We start from the raw sequence: 22,521 nt of genomic DNA, 5'->3' as shown, positions 1-22,521 counted from the left end.
CGCATGAACATTCCAGGCGACCGGGCGAGGGGCAAAAAACGGAACCGCCCCCACCGGAACAGTGGGGGCGGTACGGGGCCGGGGGCGGCTCAGCGGGCGGTCTCCCGCTCGTACGCCTTCAGGACCTCTTCCGTGGGCCCGTCCATCAGGAGCTGGCCCTTCTCCAGCCAGAGCACCCGGTCGCAGGTGTCCCGGATGGACTTGTTGCTGTGGCTCACCAGGAAGACCGTGCCGGCCTCCTTGCGCAGCTCGCGGATGCGCTCCTCGGAGCGGATCTGGAACTTGCGGTCGCCGGTCGCCAGCGCCTCGTCGATGAGGAGGACGTCGTGGTTCTTGGCGGCCGCGATGGCGAAGCGGAGCCGGGCGCCCATGCCGGAGGAGTACGTGCGCATGGGCAGGCTGATGAAGTCGCCCTTCTCGTTGATGCCGGAGAAGTCGACGATCCCCTCGTAGCGCGAGCGCACCTCTTCGCGGCTCATGCCCATGGCGAGACCGCCCAGGATCACGTTGCGCTCACCGGTGAGGTCGTTCATCAGCGCCGCGTTGACGCCCAGGAGCGAGGGCTGGCCGTCGGTGTAGACCTTGCCGCTCTCGGTGGGCAGCAGTCCGGCGATGGCACGCAGCAGGGTGGACTTGCCCGAGCCGTTGGTGCCGATGAGGCCGATGGCCTCGCCCCGGTAGGCGGTGAAGGTGACCCCGCGCACCGCGTGCACCTTGCGGACGCCCCGGCTGACCTCGGCCTTGCCCCGGCCGATGATGCGGCTCATGGCGGCCGTGGCACTGCCCTTGCCGCCGCCACCGGCGTTGACGCGGTAGACGATGTGGACGTCGTCGCAGATGACGGTGGGGACGTTGGACCGGTTCGTGTCAGCCACGGCCGTACCTCTCCTCGGCCTTCCAGAAGTAGACGAAGCCGCCGACGCCGAAGACTACGGCCCAGATCAGGGCGGTCAGCCAGACGTGCGCGGGCAGGTTCTCGGAGCCGTAGCCGTCGATGAGGGCGAACCGGACGATGTCCATGTAGATCGCCGCCGGGTTGTACATGAGGATGTCGGAGATCCACGCCGGCTTGTCGGCGAGCATCGTCCGGAGCGAGAACATCACTCCGGACGCGTACATCCACGTACGCATGACGAACGGCATCAGCTGGGCCAGGTCGGGCGTCTTGGAGCCCATCCTGGCCATGATCATGGCCAGGCCGATGTTGAACACGAACTGCAGGAACAGGGCGGGGAGGAGCAGCAGCCAGCGGGGCGAGGGGTAGCTGCCGAAGAAGATCGCGATCGCGACGAGCACGATCATCGAGTACAGCAGCTGCTGGAGCTGCTGGAGGGAGAACGAGATCGGCAGGGTCGCCCGGGGGAAGTGCAGGGCCCGCACCAGGCCCAGGTTCCCGGAGATGGCCCGCACTCCGGCCATGACCGAGCTCTGGGTGAAGGTGAACACGAAGATGCCGGTGACCAGGAACGGGATGTACACGTCCTTGCTCATGCCTTGCCCGGCACCCAGGATGAGCCCGAAGATCAGGTAGTAGACCAGGGCGTTGAGCAGCGGGGTCGCCACCTGCCACACCTGACCGAGCTTCGCCTGGCTGTACTGCGCGGCGAGCTTGGCCGAGGAGAAGGCCAGGATGAAGTGGCGGCGGCTCCACAGCTCACGGACGTACTCGAGCAGTCCGGGCCGGGCACCGCTGACCGCCAGACCGTACTTCTCGGCGAGCGCGGCGGGCGTCAGACCCGCGTCGACGGACGGGGGCGCGCTCGTCGCGACCGCCCCGCCCTGCTGTGTGTCACTCACAAGTCGAAACTTTCGTGTTCAAGATGGGCGGCACGTCGGTACCACGATGTCAGACGACCGGGGGGCGGCCCAGCCGGGTCAGCCGCCACACCGTACGCCACCTCATGGGGCGGCGCGGTCCGCAGGGAGTGCTCCAGCCGGCGCGGAATCCGCCGAACCACGCCTTGAGGGCGGGGACCGAGGGCCGACGGGCCAGGGTGAGCAGGAGCCAGACGCCGAGATACACCGGCACCAGGGGCGCGGGCAGATTGCGACGTGCCAGCCAGACTCGGTTGCGGGCCACGTTGAAGTGGTACGAGGCGTGCCGGGAAGGTGCTGTGGTGGGGTGCAACAGCACCATGTCGGAACGGTAGTCGATCATCCAGTCGGCGTCGAGCGCCCGCCAGGCGAGGTCGGTCTCCTCGTGCGCGTAGAAGAACTCGTCCGGCAGACCGCCGACTTCGGCGAAGACCTTCGTGCGGACCGCGTTGGCGCCGCCGAGGAAGGTGGTGACCCGCGAGGAGCGCATCGGGTCGGAGGCGCGCAGCCTCGGCACGTGCCGCCGCTGGGTCTCGCCGGTCACCGGGTCGGCGATCCGGAAGGTGATGATGCCCAGGCGCGGGTCGGCGGTGAACGCCTGCCGGACCAGCTCGGCGGTGTCGGAGTGCGCGAGCAGCCCGTCGTCGTCGAGGAAGAGCAGGACGTCCACGTCGGTGCCGCCGGGGCCGAAGGCCTCGATGCCGACGTTCCGGCCGGCGGGGATGCCGACGTTCTCGGGCAGGTCGACGGTGCGGACCCCGTCGGGCACCCCGGTGACCGGGGTGCCCTGGCCGACGACGACGATCTCGACGGGGTCGCCCTCCTGCTTGGCGACCGAGTCGATCAGCGCGCGCAGGTCGTCCGGGCGGTTGCCCATCGTGATGACGACGGCGCCGACCTTCAGCGGACTGCTCACGGCGGGCCTCACTTCAGCCTGCTGGAGACCATGATGGACACCAGGTGCAGCACGGTCTGCAGGAGTGCGATCCCGGCGAGCACGGCCACGCCGAGCCGGGTGAAGAACAGATCGCCGCGGATCTGGTCCGCGACCGCCAGGGCCACGATGAGCAGCGAGGCCTCGATGCCGAGGACCAGCCGGTGGAACTTCAGCGCACCGGCGGCCCGGCGGGCCAGCGCCATGCCGGAGGAGCGCGGCTCGGAGGCCGACTCCTTGACCGGCGGCAGACCGCCCTGGTGCCGGGCCACGCCGACGAGGTCGGTCTCGGCCTTGATCAGGATGGCGCCGAGCGCGGCGAGCGTGCCCAGGAAGGCCCACAGCCAGTCGATCCGGCCCGAGCCCCACAGGTCGGCGGCGCGCAGGCCGAAGCCCACGAGCACGGCCGCGTCGCACAGATAGGCGCCGACCCGGTCCAGGTACACGCCGCTGAGCGAGAACTGCTTCTTCCAGCGGGCCACCTCGCCGTCGACGCAGTCGAGCAGCAGGTAGAGCTGGACCATGAGCGCGCCGAGCAGCGCTCCGGGGATGCCCGGCACCAGCAGTGCGGGGGCCGCGAGGACGCCCGCGAGGGTCATCACGTACGTCAGCTGGTTCGGCGTGATCCTGGTGCCGACGAGCCGGCGGGTGATCCGGAGCGAGATCTCCCGCATGTACAGGCGGCCGCCCCAGTGCTCTCCGCTGCGGCGGTCCTTCACACCCGGCGGGTGGACGACCGGGCGGAGCTCAGCTACGGATGGCTTTGGCATAGTCGGCGTACGCGTCCCTGATCTGGTCGTCGGACAGGTCGAGGTGTTCGAGGATGGTGAAGCGGCCCGGCCTGGTCTGCGGGGCGAAGGACACCGCCTGGACGAATTCGTCCACGGTGAAGCCCATCTCCTGCGGCACGACGGGCAGGCCGTGCCTGCGCAGGGTCTCCACTATCCGCGCGGTGCCCTCCTGGGCGCCGCGCAGGTGCATGGCGAAGGCCGCGCCGAGTCCGCACTGCTCGCCGTGGCTGGCGGCGCGGGTCGGGAAGAGCAGGTCGAAGGCGTGGCTGATCTCGTGGCAGGCGCCCGAGGAGGGACGGCTGTCCCCGCTGATCGACATGGCGATGCCGGACATCACGAGGCCCTCGGAGAGGGTGACGAGGAAGTCGTCGTCGCCGACGCCGCCGGGGTGGCGGAGCACTGCCTCGCCCGCGCTGCGGGCCATGGCCGCCGCGAGGCCGTCGACGGGCTCCCCGTTCACCCGGTGGGACAGCTCCCAGTCGGCGAGGGCGGAGATGTTGGAGATCGCGTCGCCGATGCCGGAGCGCACGTAGCGCACCGGGGCCTCCCTGATCACGTCCAGGTCGATGACGAGGGCGATCGGGGTGGGTACGCCGTAGGAGCCCCGGCCGTTGTCGTTGTCCAGGGTGGAGATCGGGGAGCAGATCCCGTCGTGCGACAGGTTGGTGGCGATGGCCACCAGCGGCAGCCCGACCCGGGCCGCCGCGTACTTGGTCACGTCGATGATCTTGCCGCCGCCGAGGGCGACCACGGCGTCGTACCGCTTGCCGCGCATGGCGTCGGCGAGCTTGACGGCCTCGTCGATGGTGCCGCCGGAGACCGGGTACCAGTCGGCGCCGGGCAGCTCGGGGGCGAAGTGGTCGCGCAGCTTGAGGCCCGAGCCGCCGCTGATGGCGACGGCGATCTTGCCGTTGCTGGAGATCCGCTGGTCCGCGAGGAGCGCGGACAGGTCGTCCAGCGCTCCCCTGCGGATGTCGACGACGACCGGCGAGGGGATCAGCCGGGTCAGTACTGGCACGCGATCCCCCGGCCCTTCGTGAGGTCGTCGTGGTTGTCGATCTCGACCCACTTGACGTCGCCGATGGGCTCGACGTCCACGGTGAAGCCCCGGTCGACGAGCTCCTGGTAGCCGTCCTCGTAGTACAGGTCGGGGTCGCGCTCGAAGGTGGCCTTGAGGGCGTCGGCCAGTGCCTCGGCGGCCTCGGCCTCGATCAGGGTGACACCGATGTACTCGCCGGTGGCGGTCGCCGGGTCCATCAGCTTGGTGATGCGCTGGACGCCCTTGCCCTCGGCGGTGATGACCTTCATCTCCTCGTCGGCGAGGTGCTTCACCGTGTCGAGGGCGAGGATGATCTTCTTGCCGTCGCCGCGGGCGGCGAGCAGGGTCTTCTCGACGGAGACGGGGTGGACGGTGTCGCCGTTGGCGAGGATCACACCGCGCTTGAGGACCTCACGGGCGCACCACAGGGAGTAGGCGTTGTTCCACTCCTCGGCCTTGTCGTTGTCGACCAGGGTGATGCTGAGGCCGTACCGCGCCTCCAGCGCCTCCTTGCGGGCGTAGACGGCCTCCTTGCGGTAGCCGACGACGATCGCGACCTCGGTGAGGCCGATCTCGGCGAAGTTCTTCAGGGTGAGGTCGAGGATCGTGGTGTCGCCGTCGACAGGCACGAGGGCCTTCGGGAGCGTGTCGGTGTAGGGACGCAGTCGCCGTCCGGCACCGGCTGCGAGTACGAGGCCGATCATGCTGTTTCTCCTTCGTCGTGAACGGCGGGTGCTCCGGAGGAGACCCAGAAACGGATGGACTCCACGAGCACCACGAGCGCGACGGCCACCGCCAGGGCGGTCAGGGCCAGGGTGAAGTCGTCACCGCGATCCGCCAGCAGGGCGGCGAGGACGGTCACCAGGAGCGTGCGCCCCTCGTGTCCGCCGGTGACGCGCACCAGCCAGGCGGGCGGCGCGCCGGTGCCGCCGCGGATGCGGTACACCGTGTCGTAGTGATGGTAGGCGACCGCCGCGACCAGCCCGAACGCCGCGGGGAGGGCGCCCGGGGAGTCGGAGCGGGCCGCGAGGACGAGGACGGTGGTGTACTCGGCGGCGCGGAAGAGCGGCGGGAGCAGCCAGTCGAGGGCGCCCTTGAGGGGGCGGGCGACGGCCGCGCCGGCGAACACCACGTAGAAGACCGCGGCGACGACCGTCTGGGTGGCGCCGAACGGGCCGGCGAGGACCGCGGCGAGCAGGGCGCCCGTGGCGATCAGCGCGAGGACCAGCGGCGGGAGCACCAGGATGCCGGTACGGCGCAGGGCGCGGCCCGCGATCCCGGCGAGCGGACCGGAGTCCGCGAGGTCGGCCAGCGCCTGGGCGGCGCGGTCGGTGCGCTTCGCCTTGCGGGTCAGGGAGCGCAGGACCCGGCCCGCCGTGGTGTAGCAGGCGCCGAAGGCGCAGCCGACGATCAGCGCCCAGAAGACGATCCGGGGGCTGGTGACGGCGGTGAGGACGGCGATCATCGCCCAGCGCTCACCGATCGGCAGGATGATCATGCGGCGGGCCCAGACGGTCCAGCCGAGGCCGTCGAGCCGGTCGGAGAGGGCGGCGGTGGGGCTGGTGTTGGCGGTGGCGTCGTGGTTGGCCTCGTTGAACGAGAAGTCCACGACGTGCCGGCAGGTCATGAGGACCATCGCGCCCAGCGCCAGGGCCCAGACGTCGTCGCCGTTCCGGGCGGCGCCGAGGGCGAGGCCCGCGTAGAAGGCGTACTCCTTGGCCCGGTCGAAGGTCGCGTCGAGCCAGGCGCCCATCGTCGAGTACTTGAGGGCGTAGCGGGCGAGCTGCCCGTCGGCGCAGTCGAGGACGAAGGAGACGAGGAGGAGGACGCCCGCCGCCACGTATCCGGCGCGGTCGCCGGTCGCGGCGCAGCCCGCCGCGACCAGGGCGGTGAGCAGTGAGGCGGTGGTGACCTGGTTGGGGGTCAGTCCGCGGCGGGCGCACCAGCGGGCGATGTGCCGGGAGTACGGGCTGATGAAGAAGGTGGTGAAGAAGCCGTCGTGGGCCTTGACGGCGGAGCGCAGGCGGACGGCCTCCTCGTCGACGGCGTCCACGGCGGTACGGGCCCGGTGGCGGGCCTCGGCGTCGGTGGGGACGGCGGCGACCAGGGTGCCGAGCTGGGGCCGGTGCACGGCGACGCCGTCGGCGTCGAGGGCGTCGGCGAGGGTGCCGGTGAGGTCGTCGGAGCCGTGGGCGGTCGCGGTGCTCAGGGCGCGGGTGAGCGCGGGGCGGGCCCCGGGCTGCGCGGTGAGCGCGCCGGGTGCGGCGGCGGCGGGGAACCGGGGGTCGGTGAGGGCGAGGCGCAGCGCGTGGCGGTGGCCGACGAACCGGGCGTCGACGAGGGCGACCCGTTCACCCGCGGGGACGGTGGCCAGCAGCGCGGCGGCCTCGTCGGCGCCGGAGGCGGCCCTGACGTCGAAGCCGAGCGACCGCAGGTCTCCGTCGAGCGAGGAGCCGGGTGCCGGGGGGCCGGTGAGGATGGCGGTCGACAGACGAACTCACTCCTTGGAGCTGACGGAGGGGCCGGCGGAACCCATGGCGGCCCCGGACACGGCGGTGCGGCCCGGCACCGGGCGGCGACACGTCGGCTGAGGCTATCGGATGAACAGAAGCGTGAGTTCACCGAGGCTTCGCGGGCAGGACGCCCCCGGGCCCACCCGTGTGCGTACGGGTGCGCCGCGTCCTGCGTAGATCATCATCGGTGATCGGCGGCCCGGCTCACAAACCCCGGTCCCGGGGCGGGGTCCGACCCCCGCACAACGCCTTCCCGCCACTCCCCGTCCTGAATACATCGTCGCAGGTCAGAGCATATGACAACGGTGTTCAGTACCGTGTTGCGCATACCCCCCACCCGTAGTTCACTTGCGCATCGGAGCACTTGTGGACCACATGATCTGGAGGCCATGCGATGGGGGCTGGACACGACCACGGGCACAGTCACGGCGGCCCGGCGCCCACCGGGACGGCGGGCCTCGCCTACCGGAACCGGCTGCGGATCGCGCTGGGCATCACACTGTCCGTGATGGTGGTCGAGATCATCGGCGGAGTGCTCGCCGACTCGCTCGCGCTGATCGCGGACGCGGCCCACATGGCGACCGACGCGGTCGGCCTCGGGATGGCGCTGCTCGCCATCCACTTCGCCAACCGGCCGCCGTCGGGGAACCGCACCTTCGGCTTCGCGCGGGCCGAGATCCTGGCGGCGCTGGCCAACTGTCTGCTGCTCCTGGGCGTGGGCGGCTACGTGCTGTACGAGGCGATCCAGCGGTTCATGGAGCCCGCGGAGACCAAGGGCGGGCTCGCCATCGCGTTCGCGCTGGTCGGTCTGGTCGCGAACGTGATCTCGCTGTCGCTGCTGATGCGGGGGCAGAAGGAGAGCCTGAACGTGCGCGGGGCGTACCTGGAGGTCCTCGCGGACGCCCTGGGTTCGGTCACCGTGATCGTCGCGGCCTCGGTCATCCTGCTGACGGGCTGGCAGTACGCGGACCCGATCGCCTCGATCGTGATCGGCCTGATGATCGTGCCGAGGACGGTCAAGCTGCTGCGGGAGACGCTGGACGTGCTCCTGGAGGCGGCGCCCAAGGGTGTCGACATGGCGGAGGTGCGGGCCCACATCCTGGCCCTGCCGGGCGTCGAGGACGTGCACGACCTGCACGCCTGGACGATCACCTCGGGAATGCCGGTGCTGTCGGCGCACGTGGTCGTGGACCAGGGGGCGCTGGACGCGGTGGGGCACGAGAAGATGCTGCACTCGCTCCAGGGCTGCCTGGGCTCCCACTTCGACGTGGAGCACTGCACCTTCCAGCTGGAGCCGGCCGGGCACGCGGAGCACGAGGGGAAGCTCTGCCTGTGACCACGGGCGGCGGCACCGGCGGCGGGCTCACGGGCCCGGCGCCGGTGCCGCCGCCTGTTAGCCTGGATGTCCGGTACGTGTGAGAGAGGAGCTGAGGTTGATGACCGTCGCGATGGAGGCTGCCCCGAGCGGCAGCACCCGGTCCTTCCTCTTCCTCCGGGTCTCCGGCTGACCTGACTCCGGTTCCACCGGTACGTCTCGTCGTCGGCCGGGACCCTCACACCAAGGGTTCTCCACGTTGTCCGACAACGCCCAGCACCACGCCTTCTTCGCCCTGCACCACGGTCTTCCCCGGCAGGGCCCCGGCTCCGACTCCACCACCCGGCGGCTGCTCTCGCTCGCCGGGCCGCTCCCCGAGCGTCCGCGCGTCCTCGACCTGGGCTGCGGCCCCGGCAGCGGCGCGCTGCTCCTGGCCTCCGCGGGGGCCGAGGTGACCGCCGTGGACCTCCACGAGCCGTTCCTCGCCGAGCTGCGGGAGACCGCCGCCGCCCGGGGTCTCGGCGGCTCGATCCGTACCGTCCGCGCCGACATGGGCGCCCTGCCGTTCCCCGACGGCTCCTTCGACGTCGTCTGGGCCGAGAGTTCGGCCTACGTCCTCGGCTTCGACCGGGCGCTCGCCGCGTGGCGGCGGCTGCTGGCCCCCGGGGGCACGCTCGTCCTGACCGAGTGCGTCTGGACCACTCCCGATCCCGACCCGGCGGCCCGCGCCTTCTGGTCGGAGGTGTACCCGCTCCGTACCGTCGCCGGGAACGCGGCGGCGGCGATCGGGGCGGGCTGGCACGTCCTCGGCTCCTTCACCCAGCCGGAGAGCGACTGGGAGGCGTACTACGGGCCGCTCGCCGCACGCGCCGACGCCGCCGACACCGCGGTCCCCGGCATGGCGGAGGCGGTGGCGGGCGCTCGCGCCGAGATCGCCCTGCGCCGCGAGCACGGCAGCTCGTACGGGTACGCGGGCTTCGTCCTGCGGCCGGTGGACCCGCGCTGGCCGGTCCGCCCCGAGCGGGACGGCGAGGCCGGGGAGGTGCGGGAGATCACCGCGGCGGCCTTCGGCTCGACGGACGAGGCCGATCTGGTCGACGCGCTCCGCCGGGACCCCGACGCCTGGCTGCCGGACCTCTCCTACGTGGCCGAGGCCCCGGACGGTTCGGTCGCCGCGCACGCCCTGATCACCCGCTGCCGGGTGGGCGACGCCCCCGCGGCGGCGCTCGCACCGGTCTCGGTGGCTCCCGGGCACCAGCGGACGGGGGCCGGACAGGCCGTCGTACGGGCGGTGCTCGACGCGGCCAGGCTGCGCGGGGAGCGGCTGGTGCTCGTACTGGGCCATCCGGAGTACTACCCGCGGTTCGGGTTCGTACGTGCGTCCGAGTATGCAATCCGGCCAGGTTTCGAGGTGCCGGACGAGGCGATGATGGCGCTGGTCCTCGACGATTCGATGCCCGTTCCGTCCGGGACGATCGCTTATCCGGCGGCTTTCGGGGTGTAGGGACCCCTCGGAGCCTCCCGCTCCTGTCGCACCGGGGTCGGCCCCGTGCGACAGGAGCGGCCACGTCCGGCCGTCGAAGTACGGACAAGCCGCTTTTGTACGGCAGACTGAGCAGGCCCCACCGGGGCGGAGGACCGAAGCGAAGGATGGGTATGCCGACCACACCAGCCACCGCGGCACAGATCTCGCCGGAGATCACGTCGAACGGTGTCCAGCCGTCCGGAGCCCCGGCGCCGATCATGCTCGAACTGGTCGACGAGGACGGGACGACCATCGGCACCGCCGAGAAGCTCGCCGCCCACCAGGCGCCCGGACAGCTCCACCGCGCCTTCTCCGTCTTCCTCTTCGACGAGTCGGGGCGGCTGCTGCTCCAGCGCCGGGCGCTCGGCAAGTACCACTCCCCCGGTGTGTGGTCGAACACCTGCTGCGGCCACCCCTACCCGGGTGAGGCGCCGTTCGCCGCGGCCGCCCGGCGCACCTTCGAGGAGCTCGGCGTCTCCCCGACGCTGCTCGCGGAGGCGGGCACCGTCCGCTACAACCACCCGGACCCCGCCTCGGGCCTGGTGGAGCAGGAGTTCAACCACCTCTTCGTCGGCCTCGTGCAGGCCGCTCCGGTCCCCGACCCGGAGGAGATCGAGGACACCGCCTTCGTCACCCCCGGGGAACTGGCCGAGCGGCACGCCGAGGCACCGTTCTCCGCCTGGTTCATGACGGTGCTCGACGCGGCCCGTCCGGCCGTCAGGGAGCTGACGGGTCCGTCCGGGGGCTGGTGACCGCCGGAAGCCCGAGCGCCGCCCCCGGCCCCGGTGCCATCGGAGCCAGGGGCAGCGCCGCCCAGATGATCTTCCCGCCGGTCGCGGTGTGCTCGACGTCGCACGTGCCGCCGGCCTCCGCCGCGATCTCCCGGACCAGCAGCAGACCGCGGCCCCCGGTCTGCCCGTAGTCCGCCTCCAGGGCCTTGGGGCGGTACGGGTGGTTGTCCTCGACGGACACCCGGATCCACTCGGGGCCGACGGCCACCTCCACCGCTATCTGCGGGGAGAGCAGCGCCGCGTGCCGTACGGCGTTGGTGACCAGCTCGGAGACGATCAGCAGCAGGCCGTCCGTGATCTCCTCGTGGACCGGTACGCCCTGGCGGACCAACAGGTCGCGCACGGCGTGCCGGGCCTGGGGGACGGAGACGTCGACCGCGGCAGCGGTGAAGCGCCAGACTCCTTCGTAGGACGGTTGCCGGGCGGGGACGCCCCCGTGGTTCTCCACGGTCCGGTTTCCACCCTCGTGCTCGATTCTCGCCACGGATCGAGTCTTGGCAATACACGGAGTCGGACCGGCCTACTGACCAGAAGTCGATACTTATCGGCTGCCTTCTGATCGAGTACGTAGGCCCGTGTCAGTTCTTCGACTGATCGGGTGCGCTTTCTGTCACCTCGGGTGGAGCGCCCTCAGCCGGGTCCCTCGACGGGTCCGAAGCCGGGTCGCGGCCCGGGTCGTGAGCCGGTGTCACCATGCTCACGATCCTCCGCCCGCCCACCCCGATCGCGATCAGGCCGAGGCCGTCGAAGAGCAGCGCGAGCGAGAAGAAGAACCCCAGGACGTACCGGCTGCTGGACGGCCAGTCGAACAGCACGAGGAGGCCCAGGAGCAGCCCGAACGCGCCCTGGAGCAGGGTCCAGCCGAACTGCGGCCCCCGCACCACCACGCTCCCCACCAGGCGGAAGAGCCCGCCGGTCAGGAACAGCAGCGCGGCGAACATCGTCAGCGCCTCCGCCGAGCCCTCCGGATGCTTGATCACCACGACACCGGCCGCGATGTTCAGGGCGGCCACCACCGCGGCGAGCCAGAAGTAGCTGGTGCCCCGTGACTGGACCGCCTGGAGCAGGCCCACCACACCGCCGATCAGGAGCAGCCAGCCGAAGAGCAGCATCGAGGTGAGGGTGGCGACGCCCGTGTAGACCAGACCGACGGCACCGCCGATCACCAGCAGGACGCCGAGTGCGGCGAGCCAGCCGAAGTCACGGTGGAGCCGCTTGCCCTCCCGGGCCATCTCCTGGACGGGGTCGCGCTCCCCGGACCTCTCCTGGGCGTCCTCGGCCATGCGGTGCCTCCTCGGGACGGCCCCTTCCTGATCGTACGTTCGGGTCCGGCGGATAGCATCCGGCCCATGGAGCCGCAGCTGAGGGACAGCGTCACGGACGGCGTCGCCACCGTCGTCATCTCCCACCCCGCCAAGCGCAACGCGATGACCCCGGACATGTGGCGCGCGTTCCCCGGTGTGCTGGAACGGCTCGCCGGGGACCCCTCGGTCCGGGTCCTCGTCCTCACCGGCGAGGGCGACACCTTCTGCGCCGGGGCCGACATCGCGGGGCTCCGTGAGCCCGGCGACGAGCAGCGCCTCCTCGCCGTGCGCGCCGAGGAGGCCCTCGCCGCCTTCCCCCGGCCGACCCTCGCCGCCGTCCGGGGCTTCTGCGTCGGCGGCGGCAGTCAGCTCGCGGCCGCCTGCGACCTGCGCTTCGCCGAGGAGGGCGCCCGCTTCGGGATCACCCCGGCGAAGCTCGGCATCGTCTACCCGGCCTCCTCCACCCGCAGGCTGGCCGCCCTGGTGGGCCCTTCGACCGCCAAGTTCCTGCTGTTCTCCGGCGAGTTGATCGACGGGGAGCGGGCCCTGCGCACCGGGTTCGTGGACGAGCTGCACCCGGTGGGCGAACTCGACGGGCGGGTGACCGGGTTCGCCCGCGTGCTGGCCTCCCGCTCGCTGCTGACCCAGGCGGCGGCCAAGGAGTTCATCGACGGCCGCCCGGACCGGGAGGCCCACTGGGAGGAGCGGGCGCACGGCAGCGGCGACACCGCCGAGGGGGTCGCCGCCTTCCTTGAGCGCCGCGCGCCCCGCTTCACCTACGGGCGCTGAGCGGCCCCTGGGGTCAGCCCTCCACCGCCGTGCCCGCCGCCTGCTCGGCCCGCCACCGGGCGACGATCCCGGCCGGTGCCTTCTCCGGCGAACCCGCGTCGTACGGGGGCTGCGGGTCGTACTCGGTGAGGAGCTGGACGGTCTGCGCGGTCTCGTCTCCGGCGATCCGGCCGACCAGGTGCAGCCCCATGTCGATGCCGGAGGAGACGCCCGCGGCGGTGACGTACTTGCCGTCGAAGACGACCCGCTCCCCGGTGGGCTCGACGCCCAGCGCCCTCAGCTCCTCGTACGCCAGCCAGTGGGTGGTGGCCCGGCGGCCGGTGAGGAGACCCGCGGCGGCGAGGACCAGGGAGCCGGTGCAGACCGAGGTGGTCCAGGTGCTGGTCTCGTCGGCGGTCCGCAGCCACGCCCGGACCTCCGGGTCGTCCATGACCTCCCGGGTCTCGGGGCCACCGGGGACGAGGACGATGTCCGGGCGCGGGACCTGGGCGAGCGTCCGGTCCGCGACCAGGGCGAGGCTGGCCTGGTCGCCCCGGACGGGTCCGGCCTCCTTGGCCACGAAGACGGTCTCGGTTCCGGGCAGCCGGGCGAGCATCTCGTACGGGCCGACGGCGTCGAGCGCGGTGAAGCCGGGGTAGAGCAGGATAGCGATCTGCATGGGAGTCCCTTCGGACGGATCGGGTGGAACGGACGGGTCGGCTGGGACGGACGGGTCGGGCCGAACGGGCCGGAGCCGGGTCGGCCGGGGCCCGGGGAACGGTCGCGGTGCGTACGGTGCCCCCACGGCCGTCCTGCCGACGGGGCGGCCGCGGGGGTGTCGGTGTGCCCCCCGGCTGCCCGGCCTGGTGGGGCCGGTCGCGGGAGGGTCGGTGGTGGCGCTTGGGCCGGTGGGCCGGACGGTGGGGTGGGCCGGTGCGGCCGGACGGCGGGCCGGGCCGGGCCGGGCCGCCGGAGCGATCGGCCGGTCAGTACGGTCGGGCCGGGTCGGCCGGGCATGGGCGCGGCGGGCTCAGGCGAGTGGGGCGTGGAAGCGGCGGCGGTAGTCGGCCGGAGCGGTGCCCAGGGCCTTGGTGAAGGCGCGGCGCATCGCCTCGGGGGTGCCGTAGCCGGAGGAGCGGGCCACCTCCTCGACCCCGCGCGTGGTCTCCTCCAGGAGCCGCCGGGCGTGTTCGAGACGGACCCGGTCGACGTAACGGCCCGGGCTCGTACCGGTCTCCGCCCGGAAGGCGCGCGCGAAGTGCCGGGGTGACAGCCGGGCGCGGGCCGCGAGCCGCTCCACCGACAGATCGCCGCCCGGGTGCTCGGTGATCCACTGCTGGAGGTCCCGCAGCGGCTCCCGGTGGGCGGTCTGGGCTGCCAACTGGACGCTGAACTGGGCCTGGTTGCCGGGGCGGCGCAGAAAGACGACCAGGTGGCGGGCGACCGCGAGGGCCACGTCCCGGCCGAGGTCCTCCTCGACGAGGGCCAGCGCCAGGTCGATTCCGGCCGTGACCCCGGCGGAGGTGGAGAGCCGCCCGTCCCGTACGAAGATCGGGTCGGGGTCCACCTCGACCCGGGGGTACTCCCGGGCGAGCTGCTCGCAGGCGTACCAGTGGGTGGTCACCCGGTGTCCGTCGAGGAGTCCCGCCCCGGCGAGGAGCAGCGCCCCGGTGCAGACCGAGACGAGCCGCCCGGCGTCCGGGGCGTGGTCCCGCAGCCAGTCGACGAGCGCCGGTTCGGGGGTGCGGGTGCCCTCGCCTCCGGGGACCACGAGGGTGTGCGGGGGCCCGTCGGCGACGGCCTCGGCGAGGGTGGTGTCGGGCAGCAGGCGCAGACCGCTCTGGGTGCGGACCGGTCCGCCGTCCAGGGAGGCGGTGCGCAGGGGGTACGCGGAGGGGTCGCCGGTGGCCCGGCCGGCACCGGCGAACACCTCGCAGGGGCCGGTGACGTCGAGGCTCTGGACGCCCTCGAAGAGGACGACGAGGACGGGTCGCTGCGTCATGACCCCATCCTCGGAGCCGGGCGCGGGCGACCGCAATGACGCCGGCCCCACCTTTTCGGCCATCGCCCGCGCCTCCGGCGGACACGGTGTCCCGCCCGGACGGTTCACGGCGTACCAACCAGTCGGTAATGTGCGGGGGCATGACGACCGGACTGCCGCCGCGCGCGGGACGACGCTGCCACAACGCCCTCAACCCGCTGCACTCCTCGCTCTTCTTCTCACCCGACCTGGACCGCGAGTTCGCGGCCCTCGGCATCACCGACCAGAGCGCGGCCCGGCTCGCCCTGCGCAGCGCCGCGCTCGGCGCGGTGGGCGCCGGTACCGTGGCCGCCACCTTCTACAACTACAGCCACGAGCTGCTCGCCCGGCACCTCCCCGCCGTCTGGGAGACCGCCTCCCCCGCCGAGGTGCTGGCCGCGCGGCTGCGGGCCGCCGACACCACCCTGCGCCGCCTGCTCGGCGAGGAGACCGTCGCCTCCCCGGAGATGGCCGAGGCCGCGCGGCTCGCCCTGCGCGCCACCGAGGCCTGCACCCGGCACGCCCGGCCGCTGTACTCGGCCCACGCGGACCTGCCGGTGCCCGGGGAACCGCACCTCGTCTACTGGCACGCCGCGGGTCTGCTGCGCGAGCACCGGGGCGACGGACATCTCGCGGCCCTGCTCTTCGCCGGGCTCGACCCCGTCGAGGCGCTCGTCTCCCACACCGCCACCGGCAAGGGCATGACCCCGCGCTGGTTCCTCGGCTCCCGGGGCTGGCGGCGGGCCGACTGGGACGCGGCGGCGGAGCGGCTGCGCGGGCGCGGGCTGCTCGACGCCGACGGAGAGCTGACGGAGTCCGGGACGGCGCTGCGCGCCGACCTGGAGGACCACACGGACCGCCTGGACTCCGCCCCCTACGAGCACCTGGGCGCCGCCGGGGTCGAGCGGCTGACCGAGCTGGGGCGCGGTTTCCTCGTCACGGCGGCCGGTGCCGGGGCCTTCCCGCCGGACCTCATCGGCAAGGGCTGAGCCGGGCGGGGAGCGGCCGGGGACGCGCGCGGGACGGGCCGGTTACCGCATACGGGTGAGCGACCCGGCACAATGCACTCGCAAGCTTGAGGCACGAGAAGGCGAGTCGGGACACCGTGACGACGTCCATCGAAGCAAGGATCGCCGAGGAGCTCGGCGTACGCGAGCGACAGGTGAAGGCAGCCGTCGAGCTGCTCGACGGCGGTTCGACCGTGCCGTTCATCGCGCGTTACCGCAAGGAAGCGACCGAGACGCTCGACGACACGCAGCTGCGCACCCTGGAGGAGCGGCTGCGCTATCTGCGCGAACTGGAGGACCGCAGGTCGGCGGTCCTGGACTCGGTGCGCGAGCAGGGCAGGCTGACCGAGCCGCTGGAGGCCGCGATCCGGGCCGCCGACACCAAGGCGCGCCTGGAGGACATCTATCTGCCGTTCAAGCCCAAGCGGCGGACGAAGGCGCAGATCGCCCGTGAGGCGGGGCTCACCCCGCTGGCCGAGGGGCTGCTCGCCGACCCGTCGGCGGAGCCCGCCGCGGCGGCGGCGGCCTTCGTCGACGCGGACAAGGGCGTCGCGGACGCCCCGGCCGCCCTGGAGGGCGCGCGGGCGATCCTCGCCGAGAAGTTTTCCGAGGACGCCGACCTCATCGGGGAGCTGCGCGAGCGCATGTGGGGCCGGGGCCGGCTGGTGGCGAAGGTCCGCGCGGGCCAGGAGGAGGCGGGCGCCAAGTTCGCCGACTACTTCGACGTCGCGGAGCCGTTCACCGCGCTGCCCTCGCACCGGGTGCTCGCCATGCTGCGCGGCGAGAAGGAGGACGTCCTCAGCCTCGAACTGGAGCCGGAGGAGCCCTCGGAGACCCCGGGGCCCTCCTCGTACGAGGGGATCGTCGCGGGGCGTTTCGGCGTCGCCGACCGAGGGCGCCCCGGCGACAAGTGGCTTCAGGACACGGTCCGTTGGGCCTGGCGGACCCGTATCCAGGTCCATCTGGGGATCGACCTGCGGCTGCGGCTGCGGACGGCCGCCGAGGACGAGGCGGTACGGGTCTTCGCGGCGAACCTGCGCGACCTGCTGCTCGCCGCACCGGCGGGCACCCGGGCGACGCTGGGCCTCGACCCCGGTTTCCGTACCGGTGTGAAGGTGGCCGTGGTCGACGCGACCGGCAAGGTCGTGGCCACGGACACGATCCATCCGCACGTGCCCGCCAACAAGTGGGACCAGGCCCTGGAACGGCTGGCGCGGCTCGCGAAGGAGCACGCGGTCGAGCTGGTCGCCATCGGCAACGGCACGGCCTCCCGCGAGACCGACAGACTGGCGGCCGAACTCCTGGCGAAGCACCCCGAGCTGAACCTGACCAAGGTGATGGTCTCGGAGGCGGGCGCCTCGGTCTACTCCGCGTCCGCCTTCGCCTCGCAGGAACTCCCGGGCATGGACGTGTCGTTGCGCGGTGCCGTCTCCATCGCGCGGCGGCTCCAGGACCCGCTGGCCGAGCTGGTGAAGATCGACCCGAAGTCCATCGGCGTCGGCCAGTACCAGCACGACCTGGCCGAGGTGAAGCTCTCGCGCTCCCTCGACGCGGTCGTCGAGGACTGTGTGAACGGGGTCGGCGTGGACGTCAACACGGCCTCCGCGCCCCTGCTCTGCCGGGTCTCGGGCATCAGCTCCGGCCTCGCCGAGAACATCGTGGCGCACCGGGACGCCAACGGTCCGTTCCGTTCCCGCCGGGCGCTCAAGGACGTGGCCAGGCTCGGCCCGAAGGCGTACGAGCAGTGCGCGGGCTTCCTGCGCATCCGGGGCGGTGACGACCCGCTGGACGGCTCCTCGGTGCACCCGGAGGCGTACCCGGTGGTGCGCCGGATGGTGAAGGCGGCGGGCGGCGAGGTCGCCGCGCTCATCGGTGACACGTCCCGGCTGCGCTCGCTGCGGGCCGGTGACTTCGTCGACGAGACCTTCGGTCTGCCGACGGTCTCGGACATCCTGCGCGAGCTGGAGAAGCCGGGCCGCGACCCGCGTCCGGCGTTCCGCACCGCCACCTTCAAGGACGGCGTCGAGAAGATCGGGGACCTGGAGCCGGGCATGGTCCTGGAGGGGGTCGTCACCAACGCCGCCGCCTTCGGGGCGTTCGTGGACATCGGGGTGCACCAGGACGGTCTGGTGCACGTCTCGGCGATGTCGAAGACCTTCGTCAAGGATCCGCGTGACGTGGTCAAGCCCGGTGACGTGGTCAAGGTCAAGGTGCTCGACGTGGACGTCCCGCGCAAGCGGATCTCGCTGACGCTGCGGCTGGACGACCAGGTGGGCGCCGAGGCTCCCGAGGGCGGGTCGCGGCGGGAGCGGGGCGGTCAGGGACAGGGCGACCGTTCCGGCCGTCCGCCGCAGCAGCGGCAGGGCGGTGGTGGGGGCGGTGGCGGTGGCCGCCGCTCCGAGCGCGGCGGCCAGAGCGGTCAGGGCGGCCGGGGCACTCAAGGCGGTCAAGGTGGCCGGGGTGCTCAGGGCGGTCAGGGAGGCCGGGAGCGCTCCGGCTCGCCCGCGCCCGCGAACGGCGCCATGGCGGACGCCCTGCGCAAGGCGGGCCTGCTGGACGAGGGCGGCGGCAAGCGCCGCTGAAGTTGCCCGGAGAGTGACGCCGTCCTCCCCCGGGAGGGGGCGGGGGTGTCACTCTCCGGTACGCGGGAACACACGGTCCGGGCGCACGCGAGGGCGCCACGGCCCGGCGCCGTACGAGCGCCACGGTCCGCCCGTACGAGCGCCCGCGCGCCAGGCTCGCACGGGCACCACGGTCCGGGACCCGTACGAACGGCACCCGTCGGGTGCGCCGTGGCAGCCCCTCGCGCTACGGCAGGAAGCGCAGGGCCCAGTCGGCGCGGTGCGCGACGGCGAGGTCGTCGTCCTCCTTCAGCGGCCGGAGGAGGCTTCCGGCCCGCTGCGGGTCGGCCTGGACGAGATCGACGATCTCGGCGGCCAGACCGTCCTGGTCGTCGCCGAGGTCCACCGCCGAGGCCCGCACCAGGACGGGCAGCGTCTCGGCGCCGCCGAGGCCCGCGACGACCCCGCCGAGCAGCTCACGGGCGTACCCGTTGCGCTCCTCGACCGCCTTCCCCAGTTCGGCCGTCAGCCGCGGGAGCAGTGCCGGGTCGCCCGTCGCCGTGATCTCGTCGGCGAGGTCGATCGTGGCGTCGACGTCCGCGTCGAGGTCGTCCAGCATCGCGAGGAGCCGGGTGATGATGCCGTCGTCGGTCATGGTGCCTCCAGAGGTGCGCCGTCCACGGGACAGGGGGGTGCCGGGCCGTCCGGCCCGGCGTTCCCGGCCCGTGGAGGGCCGTACGGGTACAGTTCACGGCCCGGTCCGCGGCCGTGCGGGGCGGCGGGGCCCCGGCCGTCCGGGCGGGCCGTCAGAGCTCGGTCACCTTGCCGTCGGCGACCTCGATCCGGCGGGTGGTGCGGACCGCGTCGAGCATCCGCCGGTCGTGGGTGACCAGCAGCAGCGTGCCGGTGTACGAGTCGAGCGCGGACTCCAGCTGCTCGATGGCCACCAGGTCCAGGTGGTTGGTCGGCTCGTCGAGGACCAGCAGGTTCACGCCCCGGCCCTGCAGCAGGGCGAGGGCGGCCCGGGTCCGCTCGCCCGGGGACAGGGTGGTGGCGGGCCGCAGCACGTGGACGGCCTTCAGACCGAACTTGGCGAGCAGGGTGCGGACCTCGGCGGGCTCCGTGTCGGGCACGGCCGCGCAGAACGCCTCCAGGAGCGTCTCGGTGCCGTGGAACAGCTTGCGGGCCTGGTCGACCTCGCCGACGACGACACCCGAGCCGAGGACCGCGTCGCCGGAGTCCAGCGGCAGACGCCCGAGGAGGGCGGCGAGCAGGGTGGACTTCCCCGCGCCGTTGGCGCCGGTGACCGCGACCCGGTCGGCCCAGTCGATCTGGAGGGTCACCGGGCCGAAGGCGAAGTCGCCCCGGCGCACCTCGGCCCCGCGGAGGGTCGCGACGACCGAGCCGGAGCGCGGCGCGGGGGCGATCTCCATCCGCAGCTCCCACTCCTTGCGGGGCTCGTCGACGACGTCGAGGCGTTCGATCATGCGCTGGGTCTGGCGGGCCTTCGCCGCCTGCTTCTCACTGGCCTCGCTGCGCGCGTTGCGGCCGAGCTTGTCGCCGTCGGTGGACTTGCGGCGGGCGTTCTTGACGCCCTTGTCCATCCAGGACCGCTGCATGTGCCCGCGTGCTTCGAGGGCGGCCTTGCGGCCCGCGTACTCGTCGTACTCCTCGCGCGCGTGGCGCCTGGCGGTGTCCCGCTCCTCCAGATAGGCCTGGTAGCCGCCGCCGTAGAGGGTGATCTGCTGCTGGGCGAGGTCGAGTTCGAGGACCTTGGTGACGGTGCGGGTGAGGAACTCGCGGTCGTGGCTGATCACGACGGTGCCCGCGCGCAGCCCCTTCACGAAGCTCTCCAGGCGCTCCAGGCCCTCCAGGTCGAGGTCGTTGGTGGGCTCGTCGAGCAGGAAGACGTCGTAGCGGGAGAGCAGCAGGGAGGCGAGGCCCGCGCGGGCCGCCTGGCCGCCGGAGAGGGAGGTCATGGGCTGGTCGAGCCCGACGGTGAGGCCGAGGGAGGCCGCGACCTCCTCGGCGCGTTCGTCGAGGTCGGCGCCGCCGAGGTTCAGCCAGCGTTCCAGGGTCGTGGCGTAGGCGTCGTCGGAGCCGGGCGTGCCGTCGACCAGGCCCTGGGTGGCCTCGTCCATCGCGGTCTGGGCGTCGGCGACACCGGTGCGCCGGGCGAGGAACTCGCGGACGGTCTCGCCCGCGCGCCGCTCGGGCTCCTGCGGGAGGTGGCCGACGGCGGCGGTGGGCGGGGAGAGCCGCACCTCGCCCTCCTCCGGCGTGTCGGTCCCGGCCAGCAGGCGCAGCAGCGTCGACTTGCCGGCGCCGTTGACGCCGACGAGGCCGATGACGTCGCCGGGGGCGACGACCAGGTCGAGCTGGGCGAAGAGGGTGCGTTCGCCGTGGCCGGCGGCGAGGTCCTTGGCGACGAGGGTTGCAGTCATCAGGGTACGAATCCTAGGTGACGGCGGGACCTGCTCAGGGGCGCGGGGCGGGGGCCGGGACGGGGAGCGCCCGCAGGGCGGCCCGGTAGCCGGGGCCGTGGAAGCGGTACGGGCCGACGCCGGGGTATCCGTCGCGGACCGGGTCGGTGTCGGGGCCGGTCTGCCAGCGGAAGTCGCGCCAGACGACGTCGTCGCCGTCCCGCTCGACGACGGCGGTGACGGCTCCGCAGCCGGGGTCGTCGCAGTCGGGGCAGGAGTAGATCACCCGGCGGGCGGCGGCGCCCGGGGCGAGGAGGAGCCGGATGTGCTCGGCGCGCAGGACGGGGCGGAGGTCGCCCGCGAGCGGTGAGACGGTGTCGGCGCCCTCACAGGCGTCGAGCCGCAGGAGCAGGGACCGGCCGTCGACCAGGAGGTCCGCGTCGTCGAGAAGAAGGCCCTCGTCGTCGAGCGGGAGACCCGTGTCGATGACCGTGCGGTCCGTTCCGCCGACGGGAAGGTCCGTGTGACCGGTCGGCGGGGGTGCGTCGCCGGTCGGCGGGCGTACCGGGGCGGTCCCGCCGGGGAGGTCGGCGGGCGTGAGGTCGAGGGGCGTGTACGGGACCGGCATGAGTCCAGCATTCCGCCGGGGAGCCTCCGGTTCCATGGCTGATCGGTCCCGGAAATGTCCCGGTCCCGGTACGGTCCCGGCCATGGAGAACGACGTGATCGTGGTGGGTGGCGGGGTCGTGGGTCTGACGACCGCGGTGACGCTCGCGGAGCGGGGACTGCGGGTACGGGTCTGGTCGCGGGAGGAGGTGACCGCGACGACCTCGGCGGTGGCGGGCGCGCTGTGGTGGCCGTACCGCATCGAGCCCGAGGCCGAGGTGGGGCGGTGGGCGCTGGAATCGCTGCGCGTGTACGAGGAGTTGGCCGACGATCCCGGGACGACGGGGGTGCGACTGGTGCCGGGGGTGCACGCCGACACCGTCCTGACGGAACTGGGCCCGTGGGCGCGGGAGGTTCCGGGGCTCCGGCAGTTGGCGCCGGAGGAGGTGCCGGGGCCGTACGCGACGGGTCTCGCGGCGCGGCTCCCGCTGGTCGACATGCCGGTGCATCTGGCATGGCTGCGGCGCCGGTTGGAGGCGGCGGGCGGGCTCTTCGAGCTCCGTGCGGTGACCGGTTTCGAGGAACCGGCCGCGCGGGCGCGGGTGGTGGTGAACTGCACGGGGACGGCGGCGCGCGAGCTGGTGCCCGATCCGGCGCTGCGGCCCGTGCGGGGTCAGTTGGTCCTGGTGGAGAACCCGGGGATCGAGGAGTGGTTCACCTCGGCGAAGACGGAGGCGACCGGTACGACGTACTTCTTCCCGCAGCCGGGGCGGCTGGTGCTGGGCGGGACCGCCGAGGAGGGCGACGAGCGGCTGGTGCCCGACCCGGCGACGGCCGCGGCGATCGTGGCCCGCTGTGCCCGGGTCCGCCCGGAGATCGCGGGGGCCCGGGTGCTCGGGCACCGGGTGGGCCTGCGGCCGACGCGGGTGGGCGGGGTCCGGATCGAAGCGGTGTCCCTGCCGGGTGGCGGGCGTCTGGTCCACCACTACGGGCACGGGGGTGCGGGGGTGACGGTCGCCTGGGGCTGCGCGGAGCGTGCGGCGGCCCTGGTGGAGGCAGTCTGAGGCGGCGGCGCGGCTCCCGGCTCCCGTGGGCCCGGTCCCGTACGC

At 73.1% G+C, this 22,521-nt stretch carries 21 protein-coding genes; 7 read left to right on the top strand and 14 right to left on the bottom strand.

Annotation, left to right across the window (positions count from 1 at the left end; genetic code table 11):
• Nucleotides 1-89 precede the first annotated feature (89 nt).
• From ACIRQY_RS01235 to ACIRQY_RS01205, 7 genes are read right to left on the bottom strand one after another with little or no spacing between them, the layout of a single operon-like run.
• Nucleotides 90-875 carry an ABC transporter ATP-binding protein gene (locus ACIRQY_RS01235; protein WP_403921377.1) on the bottom strand — a complete coding sequence of 262 codons (786 nt, stop codon included), beginning with the start codon at nt 873-875 and terminating at the stop codon, nt 90-92.
• On the bottom strand, nt 868-1,797 hold the full coding sequence (locus tag ACIRQY_RS01230; RefSeq protein WP_351779935.1) for an ABC transporter permease: 930 nt from the start codon (nt 1,795-1,797) through the stop codon (nt 868-870). Before ACIRQY_RS01230 ends, ACIRQY_RS01235 begins: the two co-directional genes overlap by 8 nt.
• A gap of 49 nt (nt 1,798-1,846) precedes the next feature.
• A complete protein-coding gene (locus ACIRQY_RS01225; RefSeq protein WP_351779938.1) occupies nt 1,847-2,731 on the bottom strand; it encodes a glycosyltransferase in 885 nt (294 codons plus the stop codon).
• Between the two features lie 8 nt (nt 2,732-2,739).
• Nucleotides 2,740-3,519, bottom strand: a complete 780-nt coding sequence (locus ACIRQY_RS01220) for a CDP-alcohol phosphatidyltransferase family protein (RefSeq protein WP_351779941.1) — start codon at nt 3,517-3,519, stop codon at nt 2,740-2,742.
• Nucleotides 3,497-4,558, bottom strand: coding sequence for an iron-containing alcohol dehydrogenase family protein (locus ACIRQY_RS01215; RefSeq protein WP_403921373.1), 1,062 nt, complete (start codon nt 4,556-4,558; stop codon nt 3,497-3,499). Before ACIRQY_RS01215 ends, ACIRQY_RS01220 begins: the two co-directional genes overlap by 23 nt.
• Nucleotides 4,546-5,283, bottom strand: coding sequence for a phosphocholine cytidylyltransferase family protein (locus tag ACIRQY_RS01210; RefSeq protein ID WP_351779946.1), 738 nt, complete (start codon nt 5,281-5,283; stop codon nt 4,546-4,548). The genes ACIRQY_RS01215 and ACIRQY_RS01210 overlap by 13 nt, the downstream gene beginning before the upstream one ends.
• On the bottom strand, nt 5,280-7,070 hold the full coding sequence (locus tag ACIRQY_RS01205; protein WP_403922262.1) for a DUF5941 domain-containing protein: 1,791 nt from the start codon (nt 7,068-7,070) through the stop codon (nt 5,280-5,282). Before ACIRQY_RS01205 ends, ACIRQY_RS01210 begins: the two co-directional genes overlap by 4 nt.
• A gap of 416 nt (nt 7,071-7,486) precedes the next feature.
• Between ACIRQY_RS01205 and ACIRQY_RS01200 the strand changes: the two genes are divergently transcribed.
• From ACIRQY_RS01200 to idi, 3 genes are all read left to right on the top strand, one after another.
• Nucleotides 7,487-8,428 (top strand): cation diffusion facilitator family transporter, encoded by a 942-nt coding sequence (locus ACIRQY_RS01200; RefSeq protein ID WP_351779949.1) that lies wholly within the window; start codon nt 7,487-7,489, stop codon nt 8,426-8,428.
• A 238-nt stretch (nt 8,429-8,666) separates the two neighbouring features.
• The gene (locus ACIRQY_RS01195; RefSeq protein WP_403921370.1) at nt 8,667-9,911 is read left to right on the top strand and encodes a GNAT family N-acetyltransferase; all 1,245 of its coding nucleotides are present in this window, start codon (nt 8,667-8,669) and stop codon (nt 9,909-9,911) included.
• 152 nt (nt 9,912-10,063) lie between these two features.
• Entirely contained in the window at nt 10,064-10,684 is a 621-nt protein-coding gene (idi, locus tag ACIRQY_RS01190) for an isopentenyl-diphosphate Delta-isomerase (protein WP_351779955.1), read from the top strand.
• Here the strand turns inward: idi and ACIRQY_RS01185 are convergent.
• Nucleotides 10,650-11,171, bottom strand: coding sequence for an ATP-binding protein (locus ACIRQY_RS01185; RefSeq protein ID WP_403922260.1), 522 nt, complete (start codon nt 11,169-11,171; stop codon nt 10,650-10,652). The two genes, idi and ACIRQY_RS01185, sit on opposite strands and share 35 nt — an antisense overlap.
• Before the next feature lie 130 nt (nt 11,172-11,301).
• A complete protein-coding gene (locus tag ACIRQY_RS01180) occupies nt 11,302-12,006 on the bottom strand; it encodes an HdeD family acid-resistance protein (RefSeq protein WP_403921367.1) in 705 nt (234 codons plus the stop codon).
• 66 nt (nt 12,007-12,072) lie between these two features.
• Here ACIRQY_RS01180 and ACIRQY_RS01175 point away from each other — a divergent pair, with 66 nt between their 5' ends.
• Nucleotides 12,073-12,816 (top strand): enoyl-CoA hydratase/isomerase family protein, encoded by a 744-nt coding sequence (locus ACIRQY_RS01175; RefSeq protein ID WP_351779961.1) that lies wholly within the window; start codon nt 12,073-12,075, stop codon nt 12,814-12,816.
• Nucleotides 12,817-12,829: 13 nt separating this feature from the next.
• Here ACIRQY_RS01175 and ACIRQY_RS01170 read toward each other — a convergent pair whose 3' ends face one another.
• Together ACIRQY_RS01170 and ACIRQY_RS01165 are read right to left on the bottom strand one after the other, a co-directional pair.
• Nucleotides 12,830-13,474, bottom strand: coding sequence for a DJ-1/PfpI family protein (locus ACIRQY_RS01170; protein WP_403921365.1), 645 nt, complete (start codon nt 13,472-13,474; stop codon nt 12,830-12,832).
• 351 nt (nt 13,475-13,825) lie between these two features.
• Entirely contained in the window at nt 13,826-14,797 is a 972-nt protein-coding gene (locus ACIRQY_RS01165) for a GlxA family transcriptional regulator (RefSeq protein ID WP_403921362.1), read from the bottom strand.
• A 140-nt stretch (nt 14,798-14,937) separates the two neighbouring features.
• Here ACIRQY_RS01165 and ACIRQY_RS01160 point away from each other — a divergent pair, with 140 nt between their 5' ends.
• Together ACIRQY_RS01160 and ACIRQY_RS01155 are read left to right on the top strand one after the other, a co-directional pair.
• Nucleotides 14,938-15,804, top strand: coding sequence for a hypothetical protein (locus tag ACIRQY_RS01160; RefSeq protein ID WP_403921359.1), 867 nt, complete (start codon nt 14,938-14,940; stop codon nt 15,802-15,804).
• A 116-nt stretch (nt 15,805-15,920) separates the two neighbouring features.
• Nucleotides 15,921-18,404 (top strand): Tex family protein, encoded by a 2,484-nt coding sequence (locus ACIRQY_RS01155; protein WP_351779973.1) that lies wholly within the window; start codon nt 15,921-15,923, stop codon nt 18,402-18,404.
• Between the two features lie 226 nt (nt 18,405-18,630).
• On the opposite strand, the gene ACIRQY_RS01150 is transcribed toward ACIRQY_RS01155, so the two are convergent.
• The 3 genes from ACIRQY_RS01150 to ACIRQY_RS01140 all read right to left on the bottom strand — a co-directional run bounded on the left by ACIRQY_RS01150 (nt 18,631) and on the right by ACIRQY_RS01140 (nt 21,434).
• Nucleotides 18,631-19,038: a hypothetical protein gene (locus ACIRQY_RS01150; protein ID WP_403921357.1), complete on the bottom strand. Its 408-nt coding sequence runs from the start codon at nt 19,036-19,038 to the stop codon at nt 18,631-18,633.
• Between the two features lie 151 nt (nt 19,039-19,189).
• On the bottom strand, nt 19,190-20,827 hold the full coding sequence (locus tag ACIRQY_RS01145) for an ABC-F family ATP-binding cassette domain-containing protein (protein ID WP_403921354.1): 1,638 nt from the start codon (nt 20,825-20,827) through the stop codon (nt 19,190-19,192).
• Between the two features lie 34 nt (nt 20,828-20,861).
• Nucleotides 20,862-21,434, bottom strand: coding sequence for a hypothetical protein (locus ACIRQY_RS01140; protein ID WP_403921351.1), 573 nt, complete (start codon nt 21,432-21,434; stop codon nt 20,862-20,864).
• Between the two features lie 82 nt (nt 21,435-21,516).
• Between ACIRQY_RS01140 and ACIRQY_RS01135 the strand changes: the two genes are divergently transcribed.
• Nucleotides 21,517-22,476, top strand: coding sequence for an FAD-dependent oxidoreductase (locus ACIRQY_RS01135; RefSeq protein WP_403921347.1), 960 nt, complete (start codon nt 21,517-21,519; stop codon nt 22,474-22,476).
• Nucleotides 22,477-22,521 lie beyond the last annotated feature (45 nt).

Origin of the sequence: Streptomyces sp. NPDC101490, assembly GCF_044767145.1 — a bacterium.
Classification (GTDB): domain Bacteria; phylum Actinomycetota; class Actinomycetes; order Streptomycetales; family Streptomycetaceae; genus Streptomyces.
Note: the sequence above shows the minus strand (reverse complement) of the source record. Positions and strands in the feature narration are given on the sequence as shown.